The sequence below is a fragment of the Bacillus sp. BS98 genome, from assembly GCF_008432245.1.
Lineage (GTDB): Bacteria > Bacillota > Bacilli > Bacillales > Bacillaceae_G > Bacillus_A > Bacillus_A toyonensis.
Genome location: NZ_CP043830.1, coordinates 1,055,214 through 1,076,569 on the forward strand (window position 1 = coordinate 1,055,214; position 21,356 = coordinate 1,076,569).

The following is a 21,356-nucleotide window of genomic DNA, read 5'->3' on the forward strand; positions in this document are numbered from 1 at the left end:
AGGGGGAGCCTGCTTGAGGAAAAAAGTTGTGATCATCGGCGGTGGTATCACAGGATTAACAGCTATGTATCACTTACAAAAAGACATTCGTGAGAAGGACTTGCCGATAGATACATTACTTGTAGAAGCGTCGGGTAAACTTGGCGGGAAAATTCAAACCGTTCGAAAAGATGGATTTACAATTGAACGCGGACCGGATTCTTTTTTAGCACGAAAAGAAAGTGCGTCTAGATTGGTGAGAGAATTAGGTCTTGGCGATGAACTTGTAAATAATAAGGCCGGTCAATCATTTATTCTCGTAAACAATCGGTTACATAAAATGCCGAGTGGATCAATGATGGGAATTCCAACGCAAATTACGCCGTTTCTATTTTCCGGGTTGTTCTCCCCAATTGGTAAATTAAGAGCTGGTTTTGATCTGTTAATGCCTAGATCAAAACCAGTATCTGACCAATCACTCGGGCAGTTTTTCAGACATCGCCTCGGAAACGAAGTGGTTGAAAACTTAATAGAACCATTACTATCGGGTATTTATGCAGGGGATATTGATGAAATGAGCTTAATGTCGACCTTCCCGCAAATGTATCAAATTGAGCAGAAACATCGTAGTATTTCACTCGGTATGCGTACGCTCGCTCCGAAAGAAGAGAAAGCTGAACCGAAAAAAGGAATCTTCCAAACGGTGAAAACAGGTTTAGAATCTATAGTAGAATCTCTCGAAGTGAAGATGCATGAAGGTACGATAATAAAGGGAACTCGCATTGAAAAAGTTGCAAAACTGGGGGATGGTTACACGATTACTCTTAGTAACGGAAAAGAAATAGAAGCGGACGCCATCGTAGTGGCAAGCTCACATAAAGTATTGCCTTCTATGTTTGCGCAGTATAAACAATTTCGTTTCTTCCGCAACATTCCGTCCACATCAGTTGCGAATGTAGCACTTGCTTTTCCGAAATCAGCCATTCAGCGCGATATTGATGGAACGGGATTTGTCGTATCACGAAATAGTGACTTCTCCATTACAGCATGTACGTGGACACATAAAAAATGGCCGCATACAACGCCAGAAGGTAAGGTACTTCTTCGCTGTTACGTTGGACGCCCTGGTGATGAAGCGATTGTAGAACAAACCGAAGAGGAACTCGTTCAGCTCGTACTAGAAGACTTACGAAAGACGATGGATATTATAGAGGACCCGGAGTTTGTAATCGTAAGCCGCTGGAAAGAAGCGATGCCTCAATATACAGTAGGTCATAACGAGCGAATGAAAAAGCTTACAACATTTATGGAGAAAGAATTGCCAGGTGTGTACTTAGCTGGAAGTTCTTACGCTGGTTCTGGTTTGCCGGACTGTATTGGGCAAGGTGAGTTGGCAGCGCAACGTGTGTTATCACATATTGAAAAAATAGTAGAATGTGAACGAGATGCTTTGAATGTATAAAAAACTACCACTTCCTAATGAAGTGGTAGTTTTTTATTGGAAAATAGAAGTTTGTACCTTACATATTCCATCTGTTTTTAGCATAAGTAATTTTTGTTTTAAACGTATAGCTGAGATTAATTTTTTGTAAAACTTGTCGAAATATAGTTCTATATAACGAATCATTTGTTATGATAGATATGCTGAGAAAATATGAAATAGGGAGAGGAAAATAGCTGTGAAGAAATTGTTAAGTGTCTTTTTATCATTATTACTATTACTATCATTTACTGGAACTTTAGCACAAGCAGAAGAAACTACTTCTATGTCGGTAGAAAAAGCAATTCAAGTATTCAAGCAGCAAGGGAAAACGAAGGGGATAGTGGAAGGATATATTGTCGGATATACGCAAAGTCCTTCTAAGTACACGAAGGATCCGGCTAAGTTTGACGACACAAATGTGGCAATTGCCGATTCACCAAACGAAACAAATCCAGATAAAATCATGCCTGTTCAGTTGCCAAAAGGCGATGTGAGATCGGCAGTGAATGTGAAAGATCATCCTGAAAATATTGGGAAGAAAGTTAGCTTAACAGGGACGCTTGAATTATATTTTAGTAGTCCGGGTTTAAAATCAGTAACAGCTCATAAGTTTCAAGGGGAAGAACAAAACCGTGTTAGCGATGTAGTGGCTTCACCTGGGGGCGGGGAAGTTGCGAAAGGAACAGCGGTAACATTAACAACGAATACAGAAGGAGCAACAATTTACTATACGTTAGATGGTTCTAATCCTACAAATAAAAGTGTTCGCTATAACGGACAAATTGTAGTGAATGAAAATAGTGTAGTGAAAGCAATCGCAGAGAAAGAAGGACTTACTTCTTCGGCGATTTCTACATTTTCATTTATTATTGTAAATAATGAACCAGTTCGTATTCATGATATTCAAGGGAAATCACATATTTCTCCTTACAAAGGGAAGAACGTATACAATGTGGAAGGCGTTGTAACAGCGCTTGATAAAAATGGTTTTTATATAGAAGACAATCAGCCGGATAATGATCCAGCTACTTCAGAAGGTATGTACGTATACAAAAAAGATGCAAATGTAGCAGTTGGAGACCTTATTCAAGTTGATGGAGAAGTAGAAGAATATGTTGGGCCTGGATATGCAGAAAGGTTTGAAACAGACTTAACAACGACGGAAATTAAGGCGAGTCGCGTTGCTGTAATCGCAAAAGATCAACCTTTACCAGCACCCATTGTACTCGGAGAAAACGGTGTGAAAATTCCTGATCAAATTATCGATAATGATGCATTCGGTTTATTTGATCCAAATGAAGATGCAATCGACTTTTATGAAAGTATAGAAGGTATGCGCGTTACGATGCCAACACCAAAAATTATTGCACCTCAGAAAAACGGAAATTTATATGTAACAGTAAAAAATAGCGGGGATAAAGTAGTAACGAAATATGGTACACCTCTTTTAGATGAAAATCAATTAAACCCAGAGCGTCTTTCTGTAAAAGTACCTCGTGATTATGTAGCAAAAGTAGGAGATACTTTCACAGGAGATATAACAGGGGTAGTAGGATATGATTACGGTTCGTTCCGTATTTCGCCAGTGACGGAATTACCATCTGTAGTGGACGGTGGGTTTAAGCGAGTAGGGGCAAATATTCAGCCACGTCTTGATAAATTAACAGTTGCTACATATAACATTGAAAACTTCTCAGCAAATAAAAAAGAAACGACGGACGAAAAAGTAAAAGAGTTAGCGTATTCTATTAAATACAATTTAAAAATGCCAGATATTATCGGTGTAGAGGAAATGCAAGATAATAATGGATCAATTAATGATGGGACAACAGATGCTTCATTAAGCGCAAAACGTATCATTGATGCAGTTCTAGAAATTCGCGGACCGAAGTATGAGTATGTAGAAATTGCGCCAAGCAACAATCAAGACGGGGGAGCGCCTGGAGCTAACATTCGCGTCGGTTTCTTCTATAACCCATCACGTGTGAAATTAGCAACAGTACCGAAGTTACTTGATAAAAATGTAGTTCGTATTGGAGACGAAAATGCATTATTTGATAGTACACGAAAACCGTTAGCAGCAGAATTTACATTCCAAGGACAAAACGTTGTTGTCGTTGCAAATCACTTAAACTCAAAACTAGGAGATGCAACGCCATTTGGAAAAGTGCAGCCGCTCGTATTAAAGAGTGAAGAAAAACGAATTCAATTAGCGCAAGAAGTAAATTATTTCGTACAAGGTATTCAGAAAAAGAATGCAAATGCACCTGTTGTTGTATTAGGTGATATGAACGATTTTGAGTTCTCGAAACCACTAAAAGCATTAGAGGGAACAATCTTAAAAGATATGCTAAACACTGTGCCGAAAGAGAATCGTTACACGTACATTCATGAAGGGAATGCACAAGTGTTAGATCATATTTTAGTAACGAACAACATCGCACCGCACACAGTTGTAGACCCAGTACACTTAAACTCAAACATTATGAAAGAGCATGGACGTGTAAGCGACCACGACCCAGTACTTGCTCAAATTGATTTGAAGAAAGCTTCTTAAAGTGAGAGAACGCTTAGGTAACTAAGCGTTCTTTTTTTGTTTTTGCATCGTCATTTAATTACAAAGAGGAGATTCCTTTTTTTGTAATCTGACGATATAATTAATAGAATATTCTGTTTTGTAGAAAGGGAGGTGTAGATATATGGTAGCCCAACTAAATGGGAAATTAATGAATCAACTAGCGATTTTTTTGAGTGTTTTTATATTGATTCAGTTTGTAGCTGATGTAACAGGTCTTACGCAATCACTAGGTATTCATTATTTAGGTACAATAAGACAGAGCATCACTTATACAGCATTTGGTTTAGCTGTGATTTTTACTATATTGGGTATGAAAAAGGAATTAAGTAAATATGCAATTATTTCTTTATGTTCGGCGATAGGAATACAAATAATTTATATAGTTGTTATTGTGGTTTTATGGATGTTGGCAGGGACACCGTAAAGTATTGTTCGTTTTTTTATAGAAAAACCTATTATTATGAAGTGCACCTCCAATTGTTAGACACGGTCTAACAATTGGAGGTGCACTTTTATTCCGATTATTAGTCTTCACCAATCGGGCTTTTACGAGCAGTTGATTTCCCACCTGACTCCTTGTATTCACTGAATTTTGAGGTGGGCATCTAGCTATTTAGAGCTTGATTTCTGTGGGGAATTTTAGGGTTTCTTAAGCAAACCGTAGCGGTGGTCATTTTATTTGGAAAATAGAGTGTAACTAATTGCAAAAGATTATATATAGAAACTCTTTTTTGTAAAATTCATGGTAAAATTAATTGAATATTCAGGTTTATAAAAGGGGGGCAACGATGCAGGTACAATTAAATGGAAAATTAATGAATCAAATCGCAATCTTTTTTAGTAGTATTGCCATGCTTCAGTTTATAGCTGAGGTAACAGGATTTACGCAAAATTTAGATATTACGTATAACTTAATAAATACAACAACGTCATATATAACATTTAGCTTGGCAGTGATTTTTACTTTAATAGGTGCAAGAAGAGAATTGAGTAAATATGCAATTATTTTATTATGTTTAGTAGTAGCTATTAAATCGATTTATTTTGTAGCTATTGTTATTTTATGGGGATTGGCTGGTACGCCGTAAATGAATAAAAAACCTAATTTCCAAGAAGACATGAGGAAATTAGGTTTTTATGCTTGAAACGCTTTTCTACACCGATCCCTTCTTTGCAATCTTCTTTTGTACCTTTTTCTATCACGCTGTACGCCTTTTATATACATGCATAGGCTGAAGAAGAAGAAGAAGGCACATTGTATCGTTAATATATACGATGACATGCCCTGTAACGGTTGCTTTGGATCATATAAATGAATAGGTGCTCCGCCTATTGTAGGGAATATTGTATTGAGCAGGACGTAAGGAATGGAGGTAACTGCAAATGGAAACAGAATCGCCATATAGTCCTTTTGTGACCATGCAGATGCAGCAAGTCCTAAAAGAGCCATTAACCCTGCAAATAAAAAATTAATTCCGATATATACAATAATATAAGTGATGGGGGAGCCGTAATATAAGTTTGCGAACATCCCGTTGTCATTTATAATACCTGAACCCGCTGCGGGTGCTCCGTTTGGAATGGTTAATTTGCAAAATAATAATGATAAGATAAATGGAAACGTATAAAGAAGTCCTCCGCAAAAAAATGTAACGATATATTTCGTTACTGAATAAGGAAGTAACGAAATTTCTTTACTTATAAATGTCTTAAAACCATCTGATTTATCTGAGTTGTAACTTGTACTAAAGGGAAGACTTGCAATAACTGGCATTAATAATAAATAAACATCCATTTCATTGTCGCGAAATCCAATCCATTTAAAAGCCGTTGTTACAAACGCATCCGTTCCGTCTCCAATATAACGAATTACATAATAATAATGATAGATAGAGATAAGAGCTAATCCACTAAACATAATAATTAAAGAAACACGATTACAAAAAGCTTGCTTTATACTTAAACGAAGCGCACGCATCATGACTGAAAAAGCCTCCACTATTTTGATAAACTTGTCTATTTTCTATATTACTATTAATTGTAAAGATTTTCTTGTTTTTTTATTTGATTATTTGAAAAAGAGGGATTTTGTTGTTGTTAAGTAAGGTTTATCTATACATCTTAAGAACACCTTTTCTTTTTCTCTTTCCATCTGATACACTATGACAGTATTATATGAATGGACTGGAATTTTTTTATACTGGAAATAATAAAAAAGAGAACTTGTATAGAATGTAAGCGTGTGGTAATATCAAAGATGTACTGATTGACTATATTATCCAATTGGTCATTTTTGGAGGTGACGATGTGGCGATAGATCGAAAACGTTCTATTATTGAAGCTGCAACAAAGTCTTTTTCAGCGTTCGGTTATAAAGCAACAACGATGGATCAAGTAGCGAAATTAGCGAATGTAGGAAAAGGAACGATTTATACTTTTTTCAAAAATAAAGAAGAGCTATTTGGCGAAATTATTTCTAATTTAATTACAGAAATGAAGCAAGTTGCAGAAAACGCAATTCGTTCAGATGTTTCATTTTTTGAAAATGTACATAAAGCATTATATAGCATCTTAGAATTTAGAAAAGAACATCAGCTCATGATTAAGTTAATTCAAGAAGAGCGCGATATGGGAACGAAAGAAGTACAAGAAGTGATGCAACAAGTAGATGTGGAAATCGTTTCTGTCATTCAATCGTATTTAAAGATTGCGATTGAAAAAGGTGAAATTAGCAAATGTGACCCAGAAATTACAGCATTTATTATGCTTCGCCTATACGTATCGCTCATTTTTGATTGGGAAAAAAATCATGAACCGCTAGAAAAAGAAAAAATTGCAGAATTATTTGAACTTTATTTATTAAAAGGATTGTCAAACTAAGATAATCCTTTTATTATTATAAAAAATGACCAATTGAACAAAGTAGTCATATATTTATTTTAGGAGGGATAATATAAATATTCACTTCATAGTAAGGAACAGTTGCATAGTATAAATTCGGGGATAAGGCATATGTATGAATAAGTATAGCCTTTTTGTTTGGGTGAAAATGACTAAATGAACATTTTAGTCATTTTGATAAAGGGGGAGAAGTGATGAAATGGAATCAGTTACTTCGTAAAGAGTTTACTGAAATTATAAAAAGTAAAAAAATATTAATTCCAATTATCGCGGTATTATTCGTACCAATTTTATATGCAGGTATGTTTTTATGGGCCTTTTGGGATCCGTATAAACAGTTAGATGATTTACCAGTTGCGGTAGTCAATTTAGATAAAGGTGCAGTATTTGATGGAAAACCAATTGAGGTCGGAAAAGGGCTCGTTGATAATTTAAAAGATAACACAAGTTTTAAATGGGAATTTGTAAGTGAAAAAGAAGCGAAAAAAGGAATGGAAGGCAGAAAATATTACATGTTAGTACGCATTCCTGATGACTTCTCAAGTAACGCTACAACGTTATTAAAAGATGATCCGAAACCATTAAACTTAGAATACATTCCAAACGAAAGCTTAAACTTCTTATCTTCACAAATTGGTGGAACAGCCATTGAAAAAATTAAAGGTGAAGTAGCAAGTACGTTAACGAAAACATATGCAGAGAAAATGTTTGATTCCATTCAAGACGTCTCAAAAGGATTAGCAGATGGGGCGGAAGGGGCAAATAAACTACATGACGGATCAAGTGAGCTGCATGATGGTTCAAGTAAAGTGACGGATGGCCTTCATACACTTCAAGGGAAGTCTGGGGAGATGAAGGATGGAGTTCAGAAATTAGCAGATGGATCAAATAAATTAGTAGATGGGTCAGGAAAAGTAACAAACGGTTTAAATACGCTAAATAGCAAAACAGGTGAAATGCAGGTAGGTATAGGGAAATTAGTAGACGGGTCAGGAAAAGTAACAGATGGTTTACATGTATTAAATAGCAATACTGGTATCGGAAAATTAGTAGATGGCTCCGGAAAAGTAACAGGTGGTTTACATGTATTGAATAGCAATACTGGTATCGGAAAATTAGTAGATGGCTCCGGAAAAGTAACAGATGGTTTACATGCACTAAATAGCAAAGCAGGTGTAGGGAAATTAGTAGATGGCTCCGGAAAAGTAACGGACGGTTTAAATACGTTAAATAGCAAAACGGGTGAAATGCAAAAAGGAATTGGCGAATTACGTGATGGATCTGAGAAAGTGACGGATGGCTTGAACAAATTAGTAAGTAAATCTGGTGAATTTAAAACAGGAACAACTGATTTATCAAATGGTATGGAACAGCTGGTTGGGGGACAAAGCAAACTAGAAGAAACTTCTCAAAAAATTGAAAAGGGTTTGCAAGATTTGAATAGTAAAGTGAAAAGTTCTGCTGCCGGTTTAGAGGAAATGCAGTCGAAAGACCCTTCTATATTGAATACAGTAAAAGAAAAAATAGATGGAGCTGGGGCAAATGTAAATCAATTAAATGAACTTACGCAATCAACAGCAGGAGATGCAAAAAATGCAGCGCAAGATGTAGCGAATTTACAAAAGCAAATTGAAAGTTTACCGAAAGAATATCAAGAGCAGTTACAACCATTCATAACAACTGCTGTAAAAAGTACAGTGACAGTTCAGCAAAAAGCTGCCGGAGTAGCAGGTGGAACAAATAAATTAAATGAAGAAGTAAAACAATTAAAAGGTGAAATAGATCAAAGAACAAGCGATGCACAAAACAAACTACCGAATACAGCAGGATTGCAAACTTTAACGAGTGGTATTGATGAATTAGCTAGTGCACAAAAGGGGTTTGTTGAAAAGTTCCAAGGATTTGGAAGGAATTTAAATGTAGCAAAAGAAGGCGCAAATAAATTTAAAAACGAATCCGGCCAATTTATTGATGGAATAAATCAATTAGCAGATGGCTCAGGTCAAGTAACAGACGGTTTAGGTACATTATCTGAAAGAGCAAATCAAATGGCAGGTGGAATAAATCAATTAGCGGATGGCTCAAGCCAAGTAACAGGTGGTTTAGATACATTATCAGTAGGAGTATCCAAATTAGCAGATGGCTCAAGCAAAATAACAGGTGGTTTAGGTACATTATCAGTAGGAGTAACAAAATTAGCGGATGGCTCAAGCCAAGTAACAGGCGGTTTAGATACATTATCAGTAGGAGTATCCAAATTAGCAGATGGCTCAAGCCAAGTAACGGGTGGTTTAGGTACATTATCTGTAGGAGCCAACCAAATGACAGGTGGCATAACGCAATTAGCGGACGGTTCAAGTCAAGTAACAACTGGATTAGGCACTCTAAATGGCGGCCTAAATAAAATGTCAACTGGCTCAACACAGCTAATCGACGGCGTAAATAAACTAGCAGATGGATCAGGAAAAGTAACAGATGGCCTCGTCAAAGTAAACGATGGTTCAGGTGAACTTGCTGAGAAACTTGGTGAAGGGGCAGAGAAAACTGGTGAAGTGAAAGGGACGAATAAAACATTTGATATGTTTGCAAACCCTGTAAAAGTAAAGACAGAGAAACTAGCGGAAGTTCCAAACTACGGAACTGGATTTACACCGTATTTCTTATCACTCGGTTTATTCGTTGGGGCATTACTATTATCTATCGTATACCCATTACGCGATACAGTAGGAGTTCCAAAATCAGGATTTAGCTGGTTTATTAGTAAGTTCGGCGTACTACTATCAGTCGGTATTATTCAAGCGATAGTAGCAGATGTCATATTACTGTTCGGATTAGGTGTAGAAGTGCAAAGCATTCCATACTTCATACTCTTTAGCATCGTTACAAGTTTAGCGTTTATCGCATTAATTCAATGTTTAGTAACAGCATTCGGTGATGCAGGGCGATTTATTGCCATCATCACATTAATTATTCAGCTTACAACAAGTGCTGGAACATTCCCACTAGAATTGATTCCGAAGTTTTTACAACCATTTAATACGTGGTTACCGATGACATACTCTGTATCAGGATTGAAAGCAGTCGTATCAAGCGGAGACTTTAACTTCATGTGGCAAAACATAGGAATACTCATGATCTTTATCGTCGTATTATCACTTGGAACAATCGCTTCCTTAACTTGGATGCACAAACGACAATTTAGAAATGTTGTTGAAAATCAATCGATTGAAGTTTAAAAAAAGCACCTTGTAGGTAAATATTTATAATAACGAAACATTGGAATGAAAAGCCTGTATCAATAATTACTCAGTGATTATCGATACAGGCTCTTTTTATTGGATCTGTTCATAAAGATTTTTGTTACTAGAGCATTTTTCTTTTCGTTCTTTCATTCCATTTTTATTCTTTTTCTTTTTAATGCTAATTCAGCTGCCATTTTCCCGTTATGTTGTCCGTGCTCTTTAACCCAATTTAGTTTTTCGCTAGCTGGCACATATCTATGGAAACCTAGAATTTCAGCCGCTCTCTCTTGTATCCACATATCCGATTCGTCCAAGAGGGGAAGTATTTCATGCAATTGTGCATAAGGAGTTAAAGTGATAATTGAAAATAAATATTGAGCTCTTTTTTCTTCCGTTAATTCAGGTTTTTTAAGAAGGTTTTTCAATTCTTCAATGGCTTGTACATCTTGCTGTAGTTGCAGTTCATCCGTATTTTCTTTGGAACAAGGATAATCTTTAACTTCTAATTGCAGTCTAAACGAAAGCAAAGGACTTACAGCAATTTACAGAGAAAACTAGAATAGGGGAGTTGATATGATGAAACAAAAATCTCGCTTCTATTTTATAATATATCCACTAATCACCTTCTTGGTTTATACACTATATCCGATTTTATTTCACAAAAAAGAACATACGAGCATGAAGGATATATTGGGAATGATTGTAACGTATTACATTTTAATTAGTGGATATTACTTTATTGATTTTTTAAGTGAAAGAATAAAGAAAAAAGGTAAAGAAAAACAGTAAAGTTTCACTATTTAAAAGCTGATGGAGGATAACAAAATGAACGAAAGCGAAATGAAATTTAGGGATACGAACATTCGTAACTTTTTCGATAAAGAGAATCGTTTAAAATCGATTCTCTTTATCGAAAAAGTTAGTGTTATTAGAACATTTGATTAGCAAGTTAAACGTTGAAAATCAATATACAGAGAAAGAAATAAATGTGTTCATAAAACAATATCATGATGATTTTTGTACGATTAGAAGAGAATTTATCGTGCATGGGTTTATGGATCGAGAGGATAATATGTACCATATAAATGGGAGAGAAGTTTGGACGAAGTGGGAGGAGTTATAAATGTAATGAGTAATTCCTAGTTTGCCTCTCTTATCTAAAGAAGGAAATATTATGGGCTTTGGTGGTAGTTGCGGTGAATTTGCTTTATTAGTTATATTGTTTATTTTATTAATCATCGTTGGAGCTGCTTGCTTTTGCTAAAAACTATGGAAAAGACGTAATCCCACAAAAACATTTATTTATGGGGGCTTGCCAAATACTCATCAACCTAAGAAAATAGATCACTCCATAATGAAAAATTCACGTTTTTACAGTTAGTACTGAAAATTCGGCTCATCCTTTTCGTTTTAGAAAAAGTAATATTTTAAGTTGATAGATGTGTAATATTACCTATATTGTAACGTATAAGTGAATTTAATGACTTTAACTATACTTTTGTTTCTTTTCATTTAAAAATATTACGATTATATTACAAAAACTATTGATTATATCTAAATAGCGTAATATAATACTGTTTGTGGAAATAAAAACAAAAATTATTCATTATTTGGGGGATATGGAAAATGAAGAAAGTTATTTTACCAGTTTTAATGTCTGCTATGGTTATAGTTCCGGCAGTATCACATGCTGAAAAACAAGATAATGTGAAACAGACTACTGCAAAAGCAGAGCAGACAATTCAGCAAAGTGGTTGGGTAAAAGTAGGGGATACATGGTATTTCTATGACCAAAAAGGTATGAAGAAAACAGGCTGGTTACAAGATGGTGGAAAATGGTATTATTTTGATGGTAATGGAAAAATGCAAACAGGTCATATTGTATATCAATATGAGGGTTACTTACTGGGAGCAGACGGTACAATGTATGCCAATGAAGGTTGGATTCAGTATGGTGGAAAGTGGTATTATGTACATCAAGGTGGAAAGCTACATTACGGATTGCTTGAATATAATGGGAAAACTTATTTTTTAAATCCAGATAATGGGCAGATGTTTACGAAAGCTTGGATTGGGGAATATCATACAGGCAATTATTTTCTCGAAGATGGATCAATGGCAATAGGTTGGACTTCAATTGATAATAAGTGGTACTATTTTAACGATAAGGGGCTTAGTTATAATGACTGGCTAAGCTATAACGGAAGCTGGTATTATTTTGTAGGTGGTAAGATGCAAACAGGTTGGGTACAAGATAATGGAAAATGGTACTACATGAATACAGACGGCACAATGAAAACAGGCTGGGTAAAAGAAAATGGAAAATGGTATTATCTGAACTCAAATGGCACGATGAAAAGTTCAGAAAATGGATGGAAAGACTGTTGGTTAGATGAAGGAGGAAAGCGCTACTTTTTCGATGACAGTGGTGCTATGCGTACAGGGAAACTAGCTGAAGGCGGCACTTCATGGTATTTTAATCCAGATGGATCTATGGTGACTGGATGGAAAATAGTGGATGGTGACTGGTATTACTTTGATGAGAAAAGTGGAGCGAATCATGAAGGTTGGTTAAACTACAATGGCAAGTGGTATTACTTTTATGATGGCCCAATGACAACTGGTTGGGTACAAGTGAATGGCACATGGTACTACTTGAATGAAGATGGAACGATGAAAACAAATTGGTTACAAAAAGATGGAAAATGGTACTATTTACAATCCAATGGTGCAATGGCAGTGGGCAAACATTTCATTAATGGAAAATGGTATTCATTCAAAAATGATGGCGTTATGATGTAACAAAGATTTTTAATTGAATAAATGACAATAGATATCTATTTTAAGATATTTCTATGATGAAAAAAACACCTGTGAAGGTGTTTTTTTCATCTTTACAGTTAGTTATTACTTATTCCTCTTATTCTTGCACTTTTCGTTTTCACTAGTTTATTAGCGAGCATTGCTGGATTTATGCAGGAAATATCTAAACTGTAAGGATATGTGGGAAGTAGAATTATAAAACTTTTGTTTCCAATCTTTCTTTCTGACGAAGATGATGTGCAAAATGCATAGAAATGAGCTGAAACCATTCTGCCGCATTTAAGTAACCAAGCCCAGGGTGTTCGACTTTACAAGCACTTCGAATAGAAGTAATTGTTGGTTCAATGTCTTTAACAACTGTAATTAATTTCAGAAAACGCTCTTGTACTTCTTCTTTGTTAATTGGATTTTCTGGCGTATATCCAGGATGATTTGGTACTTTGATTTGTATGTCTGGGAAAGCACCAAGTTTATATACTTTTTCACCCATATCCGTTTTTTTGTTAGTTACTGATGGTGTTTCGCCTTTACATTTTGTGATTGCATCTAATTGCATGTATGTGGAAGCAATTAGATGATTATACATTTGACCGAGAGACCATTCCTCACTAGAAGGCTTCATCCTAAATTGTTCTATAGAGTACTTTTCTAATTCCCCTATGTAGTACGTTGCTAACTCTTCAAAATTCTTCATATCACTAACTCCTTTTTATGAAAATGTATTTGTTACTACCTACTATAAAGAAGTAATGCTGACAACATTATGTCAGTAGTGAAATATAAAAATTAAAGTTTTAACATTTTTTTTGCTTCATCACGGATTTTCTCAGAAAGAATTTTTGGCTCAAGTACTTGCACTTGGCTTCCCCAGCTCAATACCCATTGAAACACTTCGTCTATGTTTCTTGATTTCAAAAAGACATGGAAACCATTATCTTTATGCTCGTATGAATCTATAAAAAAGTATCGGGATTCAATAATTTTATGTGCAATATGAGATGGAAACAATAAATGAATCGTAACAATACGATTGTTTTCAGGTTGATAGTCTTGTAAAGAAAAGTCTTTCGGTTTTGTAAAAAATTCTTGTTTTTGCTGTAATGTATCCATACGGTCTAAACGAAAATTACGTATTTGTTTCCGAAGTAAGCAATGAGCAACGATGTACCAAATTCCTGAAATATTGACTAAACCGTAAGGATGAACAGTCCGCTCTATTTTTGTGGTTTCTCTTGGCTTACGATAAGAAAAAGAGATAGCTTGCTCGTTTTGAATTGCTTCTTGTAGCAAGAAAAGTTGGTTCTCTAGTTTTTCTTGCTCGGCTTGCTGGTTTGAAAATATAGGAGAAAGGAAACGGAAAGTACCTCGTAACCCCTCAACTTTCTTTTTTTGATCAGTAGGGAGGATAACCTCAAGTTTCTCTTTTGCCGATTGTGCATGTGCAGAAAAAGAAGAAGTGAAAGTTTTCTCGATATAATCACCGCCTAATAAAAGGGTAACAGCCTCTTCAGGGGTAAGCTGAATGGGTGGTAAGAAATATCCATCCATTAATGAGTAGCCGTGGCCGGGCATTGCAAAAATTGGGACACCAGATTCACTAAGTGCATCCATATCTCGATAAATAGTTCTTATACTTGTCTCAAATTTTCCAGCTAAACTTTGTGCTGTAACAGTTTGTTTTCTTTGTAATTCAATTAATATTGCTAATAAACGATCCGTTCGATTCATGAAATATCATCCTTTATTTTTATAAATATGATCACTGTAAAATTCTAAAAGTAATACATTTTCCCCTACTATTAACAGACTTTTTCCTATGTATAATATTAATATAGTAAAATCATAACAACCTATATTGCAGTTTCCAATAATATACTATATAATCAGGATAAGAAAACGTTTTCATGCAAAGGGGGAGAATTTCGTGTCGACTATCGAGGACGTGGCGAAATTAGCGGGGTTATCAAGGACAACGGTTTCTAGGGTGATCAATAATCATCCATATGTTTCAGATGAGAAGAAAAAAAGGGTTCAATTAGCAATGAAGCATTTAGGCTTCGTTCCTAATTCTGCGGCGAGAAGGCTTCGTAAACAAAAAACAGAAACAATTGCGGTGCTTGTTCCAAGGATTACAAATCCTTTTTTTAGTAGATTTATTGAAGCAATCGAGATTGCTGCTTCTGAGCATAAATATAAACTGATTATTTGTCAAACAAGATATTTACCAGAAAAAGAGATGGAGTATTTACAATTATTATCTACGAAACAAGTAGATGGGATTATTCTATGTTCACTAGAAAATCCATGGGAAGATGTAGAGCCGTACTTACAGCACGGTCCAATCGTGTTATGTAATGAATATATTGAGGAAGCAAATGTTCCAACAGTGAAATTTGATCATGCACAAGGAGCATATATAGCTGCCAATCATGTATTAGAACAAGGATATCGTAATCTTATTTTTTGCCGTGGTAACGAAACCAAAGTTGTTAGCCAACAGCGGAAAATGGGCTTTTTACGTGCAATAACTGAGAAGAGCCGCCAAGTAGAAGCGATTGATTTTCTTGAAAACGCTTTCTCTTGGGATGATGGGAAGCGAATATTCCATGAAGTATTAAAGGACAAAAAAAATCCTACCGCGATTTTGGCAGGAGGCGACGAGGTTGCAGCTGGAATTATCTCAGAGGCGAAGCGCCATAACTGGAGTATTCCAGAGGATCTCGCTGTTATCGGTTTTGATAATCAAATTTTATCGCAGATTACTGAGCCAGGTATTACGACAATTGAACAGCCAATTGATGAAATGGCTCGAAAAGTTGTCGACCTGATGATGGATAAAATCCATACGAAAAATTATCGTAAAAAAGAATTGTATGAGTTTGAACTGGAGCTCTTGGTGAAAGGTTCAACGATGAAGGATACGATGTTATTAGCCTAGTAGACTATGTCTGCTAGGTTTTTTTTCTGTTCACAAACTACTACTCTTCGTGAACGCAGTCATCACATTTGTTATGGTATGCTTCGTGCTGCTCATCAATTTCTTTCCCGCAGTGCGCACAAGTTTTCGTCGGTAAATTTCTGAAAAACTCCATTGGTTGATCAATCATGTCAATTCCTCCATTTCCATTTCTTACTATCATTGTATTAGTACAAAAAATAAAAGTCAACAACTGTTTTATAACAAATTGAAAATTAATGAAAAAGTTTAGGAAATGGATTATAGTTAACAATGTAGGATGTAAGTAAAAAACTTTCTCAAGTACGGAGAAAAACTGCATTCCTACTCGGTTTTAGAAAGGATGGATACATATGAAAATGACTGTTGTCGGCTTTTGGGGCGGCTTTCCAGAAGCGGGAGAAGCAACGTCGGGGTATTTGTTTGAACACGATGGTTTTCGTTTACTTGTAGACTGTGGTAGTGGTGTACTAGCACAGCTTCAAAAATATATAACACCATCTCATATAGATGCAGTTGTACTTTCGCATTACCACCACGATCATGTTGCAGACATTGGGGTATTGCAATATGCGAGATTAATTACAAGTGCGACAAAGGGACAACTACCGGAATTGCCAATATACGGTCATACGTTTGACGAGAATGGATTCCATTCTTTAACGCATGCACCGCATACGAAAGGAATCGCGTACAACCCAGAAGAAACACTTCAAGTTGGACCTTTTTCTATTTCATTCTTAAAAACTGTTCATCCTGTTACATGCTTTGCGATGCGTATTACAGCTGGTAGTAACGCTGTAGTATATAGCGCAGATTCCAGTTATATTCCTGAATTTATTCCATTCACAAAAGATGCTGATCTTTTCATTTGTGAGTGTAATATGTATGCACATCAAGAGGCTGCAAAAGCAGGGCATATGAATAGTACAGAAGTGGCAAGTATTGCGAAAGATGCGAATGTAAAAGAACTTTTATTAACGCACTTACCGCATATAGGAAACCCATCTGATTTAGTAACAGAAGCAAAACAAATTTTCAGTGGCCATATTACGTTAGCTCATAGTGGCTACGTATGGAATTCATGAGGTGATACGATGTTATTTATTGATAATAAAGGGATTACAGATCCTAGAATAAACTTAGCGATTGAAGAATATTGTGTGAAGAATTTAGATATTAACGAAACATATTTACTGTTCTACATTAACGAACCTTCCATTATCATTGGTAAAAACCAAAACACAGTAGAAGAAATTAATGCAGATTACGTAAAAGAAAAAGGTATTCATGTCGTTCGTCGTCTATCAGGCGGGGGCGCGGTATATCATGATTTAGGAAACTTAAACTTCAGCTTTATTACGAAAGATGATGGAGACAGTTTCAGCAACTTCAAAAAATTCACAGAGCCTGTAACGAAAGCGCTTGGTAAATTAGGCGTAAATGCAGAACTAAGTGGTCGTAACGACATTTTAGCTGAAGGTAGAAAAATTTCAGGTAACGCGCAGTTCTCAACGAAAGGTCGTATGTTCAGTCACGGTACGTTACTATTTGACTCTGAAATCGATCACGTCGTATCGGCATTAAAAGTAAAAATGGATAAGATTCAATCAAAAGGAATTAAATCAATCCGTAGCCGCGTTGCGAATATTACAGAGTTCTTAAACGAAAAAATGACGACAGAAGAGTTTAGACAACTTCTTCTAGAAACCATTTTCGAAGGTGAAACAGAAATTCCAACGTACGAATTAACAGAAGCGGATTGGAAAGAAATACATAAACTTTCTGAAGAGCGCTACCAAAATTGGGATTGGAACTACGGAAAATCTCCGAAGTTCAACTTACAACATTCACACCGCTTCCCAGTTGGACAAGTTGACGTTCGTCTTGAAGTGAAAAAAGGAACAGTAACAGAATGTAAAATTTACGGTGACTTCTTCGGATCACTAGATGTTCATGACATTGAAGAACGCTTAACAGGCGTACAGTTCGATAAAGATGCATTCACTGCAGCTTTAGAAGGCGTAGATATCGCACGCTACTTTGGTAATATTACAACAGAAGATTTCTTACATTTATTCTTCTAAAAATGGGGGAGGCTGTCATAAAGGGCAGCCTCTTTCTTTTTGTGTGGATTGTCACTTTTGGTTTTGAGTTGCGGCTAATATAATTTCACTTATCACAAATATCTTCCTCAAAACACCACTCACGAGTCATCTGCCCCTTATAAAGGAATATACATAATAAAAGGAGGTGGATCAAAATGAAAAGAATAATGTGCGTTGTATTATTGCTCAGCTTCCTCATCGGGATGACAGCGTGTAACGATGAAACCTCCTCAAGTCGTACAACTTTATCTATTGGAAAACCAGCGAAGGATAATGTTATATATTATACGCATACGGATAACAAACGAAAGATAGATGATATACAAACTATGTTTCAAAGTAAGAAATGGAAAAGAAATGAAATGTTTAGTACTGTTGGTAAAATACCAGATGTTGTCTTGTCTATAGATGAAAACGATACAGGGTTACCGACAGTATATGTTACAGTGTACTTTCATGAAAATGGAGCGGACGCGATAAACTTGTATGGAGAGCATACAAGTTTAAATAAAGAAGAACTTGAAAAGCTTAGAGAAAAGATAGGTGCATATTATCCTAAAATGATTTCTGTCCTCGTTTAATAATTTGCTGGTAAGTGAAATCACTATATTTTTCCAAAGTTATTCAATAGGAAGTACGCCGTGTATATGCAGTTAATAGGATATTACTTGCCACTTTAATTTTCTTTTAATATAATTAATTTAGAATTTTTAAATATTCTAAATTTTATAAAGGTGGGGTTTGTGTGAATCTCGTTCAATCTTTGGCTGAAACGGCAAAACAGAAGGGGGATAAACCGGCTTATGTTTTTATGGATCAGTCGGTCTCGTATGACCAATTAAACAAAATGGTCACAAGGTTTTCTAGCAATTTAGCAGAAATGGGCATTGGAAAAGGGGACAATGTCGCATTAGTTGTTGGGAATTCACCACATTTTTTAGTCGGTTTATACGGAACAATGAAAGCTGGGGCAACTGTTATACCAGTTAATCCAATTTATACAGCAGACGAAATGCATTATATTTTACAAAATGGAGATGTAAAAACAATCATCGTACTCGACGTCCTTCTACCTGTTATACAATCTCTTACAACAAGACTTCCTTCACTAGAGAACATCATCATATGCGAAACCTCATCAGATTTTAATCATATAGAAACCGAAAAAATGAAAACGTTTACTAGTTTTATAGGAACTGGAGATGCGACTTACGAAGGTCCGGAACTAGATGAAGAAGATGTAGCGGTTATCCTCTACACTTCAGGCACAACTGGAAAACCAAAAGGTGCTATGTTAACAAATAAAAATTTATATAGTAACGCAAGCGATGTGGCGTCGTATTTACAATATACGGCCGATGATCGCGTCGTTGCGGCACTGCCTATGTTCCATGTATTCTGTTTAACAGTTGCGGTAAATGCACCGATTGTGAACGGGGCAACGATTTTAATGTTACCGAAATTTAGTCCGAAAGAAGTGTTCCGTATTTGTCGTACGTATGAACCAACGATTTTTGCTGGCGTACCGACGATGTACAATTATTTATATTTATTTGAAGAAGCAAGCGCAGAAGATGTGAAGACGCTTCGCCTTTGTATTTCAGGTGGTGCGTCAATGCCTGTTGCTCTTCTGCAAAACTTTGAAAAACGTTTTGACGTAATTGTTTCAGAAGGATACGGTTTATCAGAAGCATCACCAGTTACTTGTTTCAATCCGTTAGATCGCCCGCGTAAACCAGGGTCAATCGGCACAAATATTTGGCATGTAGAAAATAAAATTGTGAATGAACTTGGGGAAGACGTACCAGTCGGCGCAGTCGGTGAATTAATTGTTCGTGGACCTAATGTTATGAAGGGTTACTATAATGCACCAGAAGATACAGCTGCGACATTAAAAGATGGCTGGCTATATACAGGAGACTTAGCGAAAATGGATGAAGAAGGTTACTTCTATATCGTTGATCGTAAAAAAGATATCGTCCTAGTTGGTGGTTATAACGTCTACCCTCGTGAAGTAGAGGAGGTACTATATACGCACGAATCAGTAGCTGAAGTTGTCGTAATTGGTGTACCAGACGAAAACTTAGGAGAAGCAGTGCGTGCTTTCGTCGTTCTGAAACAAACGAACGTAACAGAAGAAGAGCTGATGCATTATTGCACGTTACATTTAGCAAAATATAAAGTGCCAATGAGCATAGAGTTTTTAACAGAATTGCCGAAGAATACGACGGGTAAGTTGTTAAGAAGAGCTTTGAGAGAAAAAGCGATGCAAGTGTAAGAATGGGGGGCAACCAGCTTTATGAAGTTGGTTGCCTCTATTTTTTTGCATTGGTTAAGCTATGACGCCATATATTTAAACCGTAATATGACTAGTAGGGAGGAGATATACATGGAGCAGAAGGAATTACGTTTGCGGCGAGTGCAATATCTTATTTGTGACATTATGGATGAAATGAACGCTGAAAATGAGAAGAAAAACTTAGAAACACTGCAGAAAGTAATTGACCAGCTTTCAGGAGCAATTGGTGATTTAGTAGATCCATCTGGTACGTATTCAATTGATTATTTGGAGAGGAAAGTTCATACAGCGCACTATTTATTATTTAAAAATGATCGTAAAGCATATTTGTGTAATAAATAAACATTCATCATTTGATGGGGTGTTTATTATTTTTGATATTTATTGATAATTATTATTAATAAAAGGATGAGTACAATGGGTTTAAGACGATAAATTAATCTGCTTATAATTGTACTTATAAATAATAAAGCTCGAAATAAAAGCCTTGCTACACGTTTGTAGTAAGGCTCTTTACAGTTGTTTTGTTCTTAATGAATGAAAGCACCTGCCACTTTTTAGTTGGAAAAGTTACTCATTAGAAGTGTTATTAATCGCTTGAATAGCAAGTTCCAAAGATTTAATCCTTCTTTCTAAAAGAGTTCTTTGAGGACTACCAACCTTTGACTTAACGTAAATTTTTTCAATTGATGGAAGCAAACCGATAAGAACATTGCGAGCTTCTGCTAAATCTTCCTGGTTGTAATGATGAGGTTTTTGATTCCAAACACTATCTAGCATTGCTAAGCCGATACAAGCTGCCTGGAGGCGTTTCTTTACTAACGTAGTATTTGAGCCTTTCTGAGTCATTTGTGACAAGGCACTTTCGAGTTTACGGATTGTTGACTGTAAGGATTTTATTGATTCCTCTTTATGTAAATCTGATACGTTTTCCATGTTAGTACCATCCTTTCTTCGTTTTTAAATGATTTTGTTTAATACGTGATA

21 protein-coding genes and 2 pseudogenes are annotated in these 21,356 nt (G+C 35.9%); 17 read left to right on the forward strand and 6 right to left on the reverse strand.

Features of this window, described 5'->3' with window-relative positions; genetic code table 11:
- Nucleotides 1-13 precede the first annotated feature (13 nt).
- From hemY to F0362_RS05535, 4 genes are all read left to right on the forward strand, one after another.
- On the forward strand, nucleotides 14-1,441 hold the full coding sequence (gene hemY / locus F0362_RS05515) for a protoporphyrinogen oxidase (RefSeq protein WP_001228060.1): 1,428 nt from the start codon (nucleotides 14-16) through the stop codon (nucleotides 1,439-1,441).
- Between the two features lie 211 nt (nucleotides 1,442-1,652).
- The gene (locus tag F0362_RS05525; protein WP_033657321.1) at nucleotides 1,653-4,019 is read left to right on the forward strand and encodes a DUF6359 domain-containing protein; all 2,367 of its coding nucleotides are present in this window, start codon (nucleotides 1,653-1,655) and stop codon (nucleotides 4,017-4,019) included.
- Nucleotides 4,020-4,161: 142 nt separating this feature from the next.
- The gene (locus F0362_RS05530) at nucleotides 4,162-4,464 is read left to right on the forward strand and encodes a hypothetical protein (RefSeq protein WP_000226526.1); all 303 of its coding nucleotides are present in this window, start codon (nucleotides 4,162-4,164) and stop codon (nucleotides 4,462-4,464) included.
- A 364-nt stretch (nucleotides 4,465-4,828) separates the two neighbouring features.
- Nucleotides 4,829-5,128, forward strand: coding sequence for a hypothetical protein (locus F0362_RS05535; RefSeq protein WP_001198066.1), 300 nt, complete (start codon nucleotides 4,829-4,831; stop codon nucleotides 5,126-5,128).
- A gap of 47 nt (nucleotides 5,129-5,175) precedes the next feature.
- Here F0362_RS05535 and F0362_RS05540 read toward each other — a convergent pair whose 3' ends face one another.
- Nucleotides 5,176-6,021 carry a hypothetical protein gene (locus tag F0362_RS05540; RefSeq protein WP_000984181.1) on the reverse strand — a complete coding sequence of 282 codons (846 nt, stop codon included), beginning with the start codon at nucleotides 6,019-6,021 and terminating at the stop codon, nucleotides 5,176-5,178.
- Between the two features lie 326 nt (nucleotides 6,022-6,347).
- Between F0362_RS05540 and F0362_RS05545 the strand changes: the two genes are divergently transcribed.
- Both F0362_RS05545 and F0362_RS05550 read left to right on the forward strand, forming a co-directional pair.
- Nucleotides 6,348-6,920 (forward strand): TetR/AcrR family transcriptional regulator, encoded by a 573-nt coding sequence (locus F0362_RS05545; protein WP_000963370.1) that lies wholly within the window; start codon nucleotides 6,348-6,350, stop codon nucleotides 6,918-6,920.
- A 215-nt stretch (nucleotides 6,921-7,135) separates the two neighbouring features.
- Nucleotides 7,136-10,177, forward strand: a complete 3,042-nt coding sequence (locus tag F0362_RS05550; protein WP_016090914.1) for a YhgE/Pip domain-containing protein — start codon at nucleotides 7,136-7,138, stop codon at nucleotides 10,175-10,177.
- Nucleotides 10,178-10,329: 152 nt separating this feature from the next.
- On the opposite strand, the gene F0362_RS30825 is transcribed toward F0362_RS05550, so the two are convergent.
- Entirely contained in the window at nucleotides 10,330-10,710 is a 381-nt protein-coding gene (locus F0362_RS30825) for a hypothetical protein (protein WP_253265938.1), read from the reverse strand.
- A 46-nt stretch (nucleotides 10,711-10,756) separates the two neighbouring features.
- Between F0362_RS30825 and F0362_RS05560 the strand changes: the two genes are divergently transcribed.
- The 5 genes and pseudogenes from F0362_RS05560 to F0362_RS05580 all read left to right on the forward strand — a co-directional run.
- On the forward strand, nucleotides 10,757-10,972 hold the full coding sequence (locus tag F0362_RS05560) for a hypothetical protein (protein ID WP_000977615.1): 216 nt from the start codon (nucleotides 10,757-10,759) through the stop codon (nucleotides 10,970-10,972).
- A 36-nt stretch (nucleotides 10,973-11,008) separates the two neighbouring features.
- Nucleotides 11,009-11,306 (forward strand): annotated as a pseudogene (locus tag F0362_RS05565) (DUF2087 domain-containing protein).
- Between the two features lie 51 nt (nucleotides 11,307-11,357).
- Nucleotides 11,358-11,447, forward strand: coding sequence for a YjcZ family sporulation protein (locus F0362_RS05570; RefSeq protein ID WP_000505668.1), 90 nt, complete (start codon nucleotides 11,358-11,360; stop codon nucleotides 11,445-11,447).
- A gap of 362 nt (nucleotides 11,448-11,809) precedes the next feature.
- Nucleotides 11,810-12,985: a cell wall-binding repeat-containing protein gene (locus tag F0362_RS05575; protein WP_000755824.1), complete on the forward strand. Its 1,176-nt coding sequence runs from the start codon at nucleotides 11,810-11,812 to the stop codon at nucleotides 12,983-12,985.
- 108 nt (nucleotides 12,986-13,093) lie between these two features.
- Nucleotides 13,094-13,180: pseudogene (locus F0362_RS05580) on the forward strand (YIP1 family protein); the annotation flags it as partial.
- A 19-nt stretch (nucleotides 13,181-13,199) separates the two neighbouring features.
- Here F0362_RS05580 and F0362_RS05585 read toward each other — a convergent pair.
- Nucleotides 13,200-13,700: a DinB family protein gene (locus tag F0362_RS05585; RefSeq protein WP_000787586.1), complete on the reverse strand. Its 501-nt coding sequence runs from the start codon at nucleotides 13,698-13,700 to the stop codon at nucleotides 13,200-13,202.
- Nucleotides 13,701-13,792: 92 nt separating this feature from the next.
- Entirely contained in the window at nucleotides 13,793-14,734 is a 942-nt protein-coding gene (locus F0362_RS05590; protein ID WP_001082252.1) for a helix-turn-helix transcriptional regulator, read from the reverse strand.
- Nucleotides 14,735-14,930: 196 nt separating this feature from the next.
- Between F0362_RS05590 and F0362_RS05595 the strand changes: the two genes are divergently transcribed.
- The gene (locus F0362_RS05595) at nucleotides 14,931-15,944 is read left to right on the forward strand and encodes a LacI family DNA-binding transcriptional regulator (RefSeq protein WP_000103728.1); all 1,014 of its coding nucleotides are present in this window, start codon (nucleotides 14,931-14,933) and stop codon (nucleotides 15,942-15,944) included.
- A gap of 40 nt (nucleotides 15,945-15,984) precedes the next feature.
- On the opposite strand, the gene yhfH is transcribed toward F0362_RS05595, so the two are convergent.
- Nucleotides 15,985-16,113 carry a protein YhfH gene (gene yhfH / locus F0362_RS05600; protein WP_000567010.1) on the reverse strand — a complete coding sequence of 43 codons (129 nt, stop codon included), beginning with the start codon at nucleotides 16,111-16,113 and terminating at the stop codon, nucleotides 15,985-15,987.
- Between the two features lie 202 nt (nucleotides 16,114-16,315).
- On the opposite strand from yhfH, the gene F0362_RS05605 reads away from it, so the two are divergent.
- The 5 genes from F0362_RS05605 (at nucleotide 16,316) to F0362_RS05625 (ending at nucleotide 20,711) form a co-directional block, all read left to right on the forward strand.
- Nucleotides 16,316-17,050: an MBL fold metallo-hydrolase gene (locus F0362_RS05605; protein ID WP_000784684.1), complete on the forward strand. Its 735-nt coding sequence runs from the start codon at nucleotides 16,316-16,318 to the stop codon at nucleotides 17,048-17,050.
- 9 nt (nucleotides 17,051-17,059) lie between these two features.
- The gene (locus F0362_RS05610) at nucleotides 17,060-18,049 is read left to right on the forward strand and encodes a lipoate--protein ligase (RefSeq protein ID WP_000897263.1); all 990 of its coding nucleotides are present in this window, start codon (nucleotides 17,060-17,062) and stop codon (nucleotides 18,047-18,049) included.
- Nucleotides 18,050-18,225: 176 nt separating this feature from the next.
- Entirely contained in the window at nucleotides 18,226-18,651 is a 426-nt protein-coding gene (locus F0362_RS05615; RefSeq protein WP_000822232.1) for a hypothetical protein, read from the forward strand.
- A 164-nt stretch (nucleotides 18,652-18,815) separates the two neighbouring features.
- The gene (locus F0362_RS05620; RefSeq protein ID WP_001055206.1) at nucleotides 18,816-20,348 is read left to right on the forward strand and encodes a fatty acid--CoA ligase family protein; all 1,533 of its coding nucleotides are present in this window, start codon (nucleotides 18,816-18,818) and stop codon (nucleotides 20,346-20,348) included.
- Nucleotides 20,349-20,459: 111 nt separating this feature from the next.
- Nucleotides 20,460-20,711 (forward strand): hypothetical protein, encoded by a 252-nt coding sequence (locus F0362_RS05625; protein WP_000435466.1) that lies wholly within the window; start codon nucleotides 20,460-20,462, stop codon nucleotides 20,709-20,711.
- 228 nt (nucleotides 20,712-20,939) lie between these two features.
- On the opposite strand, the gene F0362_RS05630 is transcribed toward F0362_RS05625, so the two are convergent.
- On the reverse strand, nucleotides 20,940-21,305 hold the full coding sequence (locus F0362_RS05630; protein ID WP_000432649.1) for a hypothetical protein: 366 nt from the start codon (nucleotides 21,303-21,305) through the stop codon (nucleotides 20,940-20,942).
- Between the last annotated feature and the right edge of the window lie 51 nt (nucleotides 21,306-21,356).

What these genes read in the sequence shown, in the direction of transcription:
- F0362_RS05605 (WP_000784684.1), top strand. Translation starts at nt 16,316, where the DNA reads ATGAAAATGACTGTTGTCGGCTTTTGGGGCGGCTTTCCAGAAGCGGGA.
- F0362_RS05615 (WP_000822232.1), top strand. Translation starts at nt 18,226, where the DNA reads ATGAAAAGAATAATGTGCGTTGTATTATTGCTCAGCTTCCTCATCGGG.
- F0362_RS05625 (WP_000435466.1), top strand. Translation starts at nt 20,460, where the DNA reads ATGGAGCAGAAGGAATTACGTTTGCGGCGAGTGCAATATCTTATTTGT.
- yhfH (WP_000567010.1), bottom strand. Translation starts at nt 16,113, where the DNA reads ATGATTGATCAACCAATGGAGTTTTTCAGAAATTTACCGACGAAAACT.
- F0362_RS05550 (WP_016090914.1), top strand. Translation starts at nt 7,136, where the DNA reads ATGAAATGGAATCAGTTACTTCGTAAAGAGTTTACTGAAATTATAAAA.
- F0362_RS05610 (WP_000897263.1), top strand. Translation starts at nt 17,060, where the DNA reads ATGTTATTTATTGATAATAAAGGGATTACAGATCCTAGAATAAACTTA.
- F0362_RS05535 (WP_001198066.1), top strand. Translation starts at nt 4,829, where the DNA reads ATGCAGGTACAATTAAATGGAAAATTAATGAATCAAATCGCAATCTTT.
- F0362_RS05570 (WP_000505668.1), top strand. Translation starts at nt 11,358, where the DNA reads ATGGGCTTTGGTGGTAGTTGCGGTGAATTTGCTTTATTAGTTATATTG.
- F0362_RS05590 (WP_001082252.1), bottom strand. Translation starts at nt 14,734, where the DNA reads ATGAATCGAACGGATCGTTTATTAGCAATATTAATTGAATTACAAAGA.
- F0362_RS05630 (WP_000432649.1), bottom strand. Translation starts at nt 21,305, where the DNA reads ATGGAAAACGTATCAGATTTACATAAAGAGGAATCAATAAAATCCTTA.
- F0362_RS05575 (WP_000755824.1), top strand. Translation starts at nt 11,810, where the DNA reads ATGAAGAAAGTTATTTTACCAGTTTTAATGTCTGCTATGGTTATAGTT.
- F0362_RS05540 (WP_000984181.1), bottom strand. Translation starts at nt 6,021, where the DNA reads ATGATGCGTGCGCTTCGTTTAAGTATAAAGCAAGCTTTTTGTAATCGT.
- F0362_RS05530 (WP_000226526.1), top strand. Translation starts at nt 4,162, where the DNA reads ATGGTAGCCCAACTAAATGGGAAATTAATGAATCAACTAGCGATTTTT.
- F0362_RS05585 (WP_000787586.1), bottom strand. Translation starts at nt 13,700, where the DNA reads ATGAAGAATTTTGAAGAGTTAGCAACGTACTACATAGGGGAATTAGAA.
- F0362_RS05560 (WP_000977615.1), top strand. Translation starts at nt 10,757, where the DNA reads ATGATGAAACAAAAATCTCGCTTCTATTTTATAATATATCCACTAATC.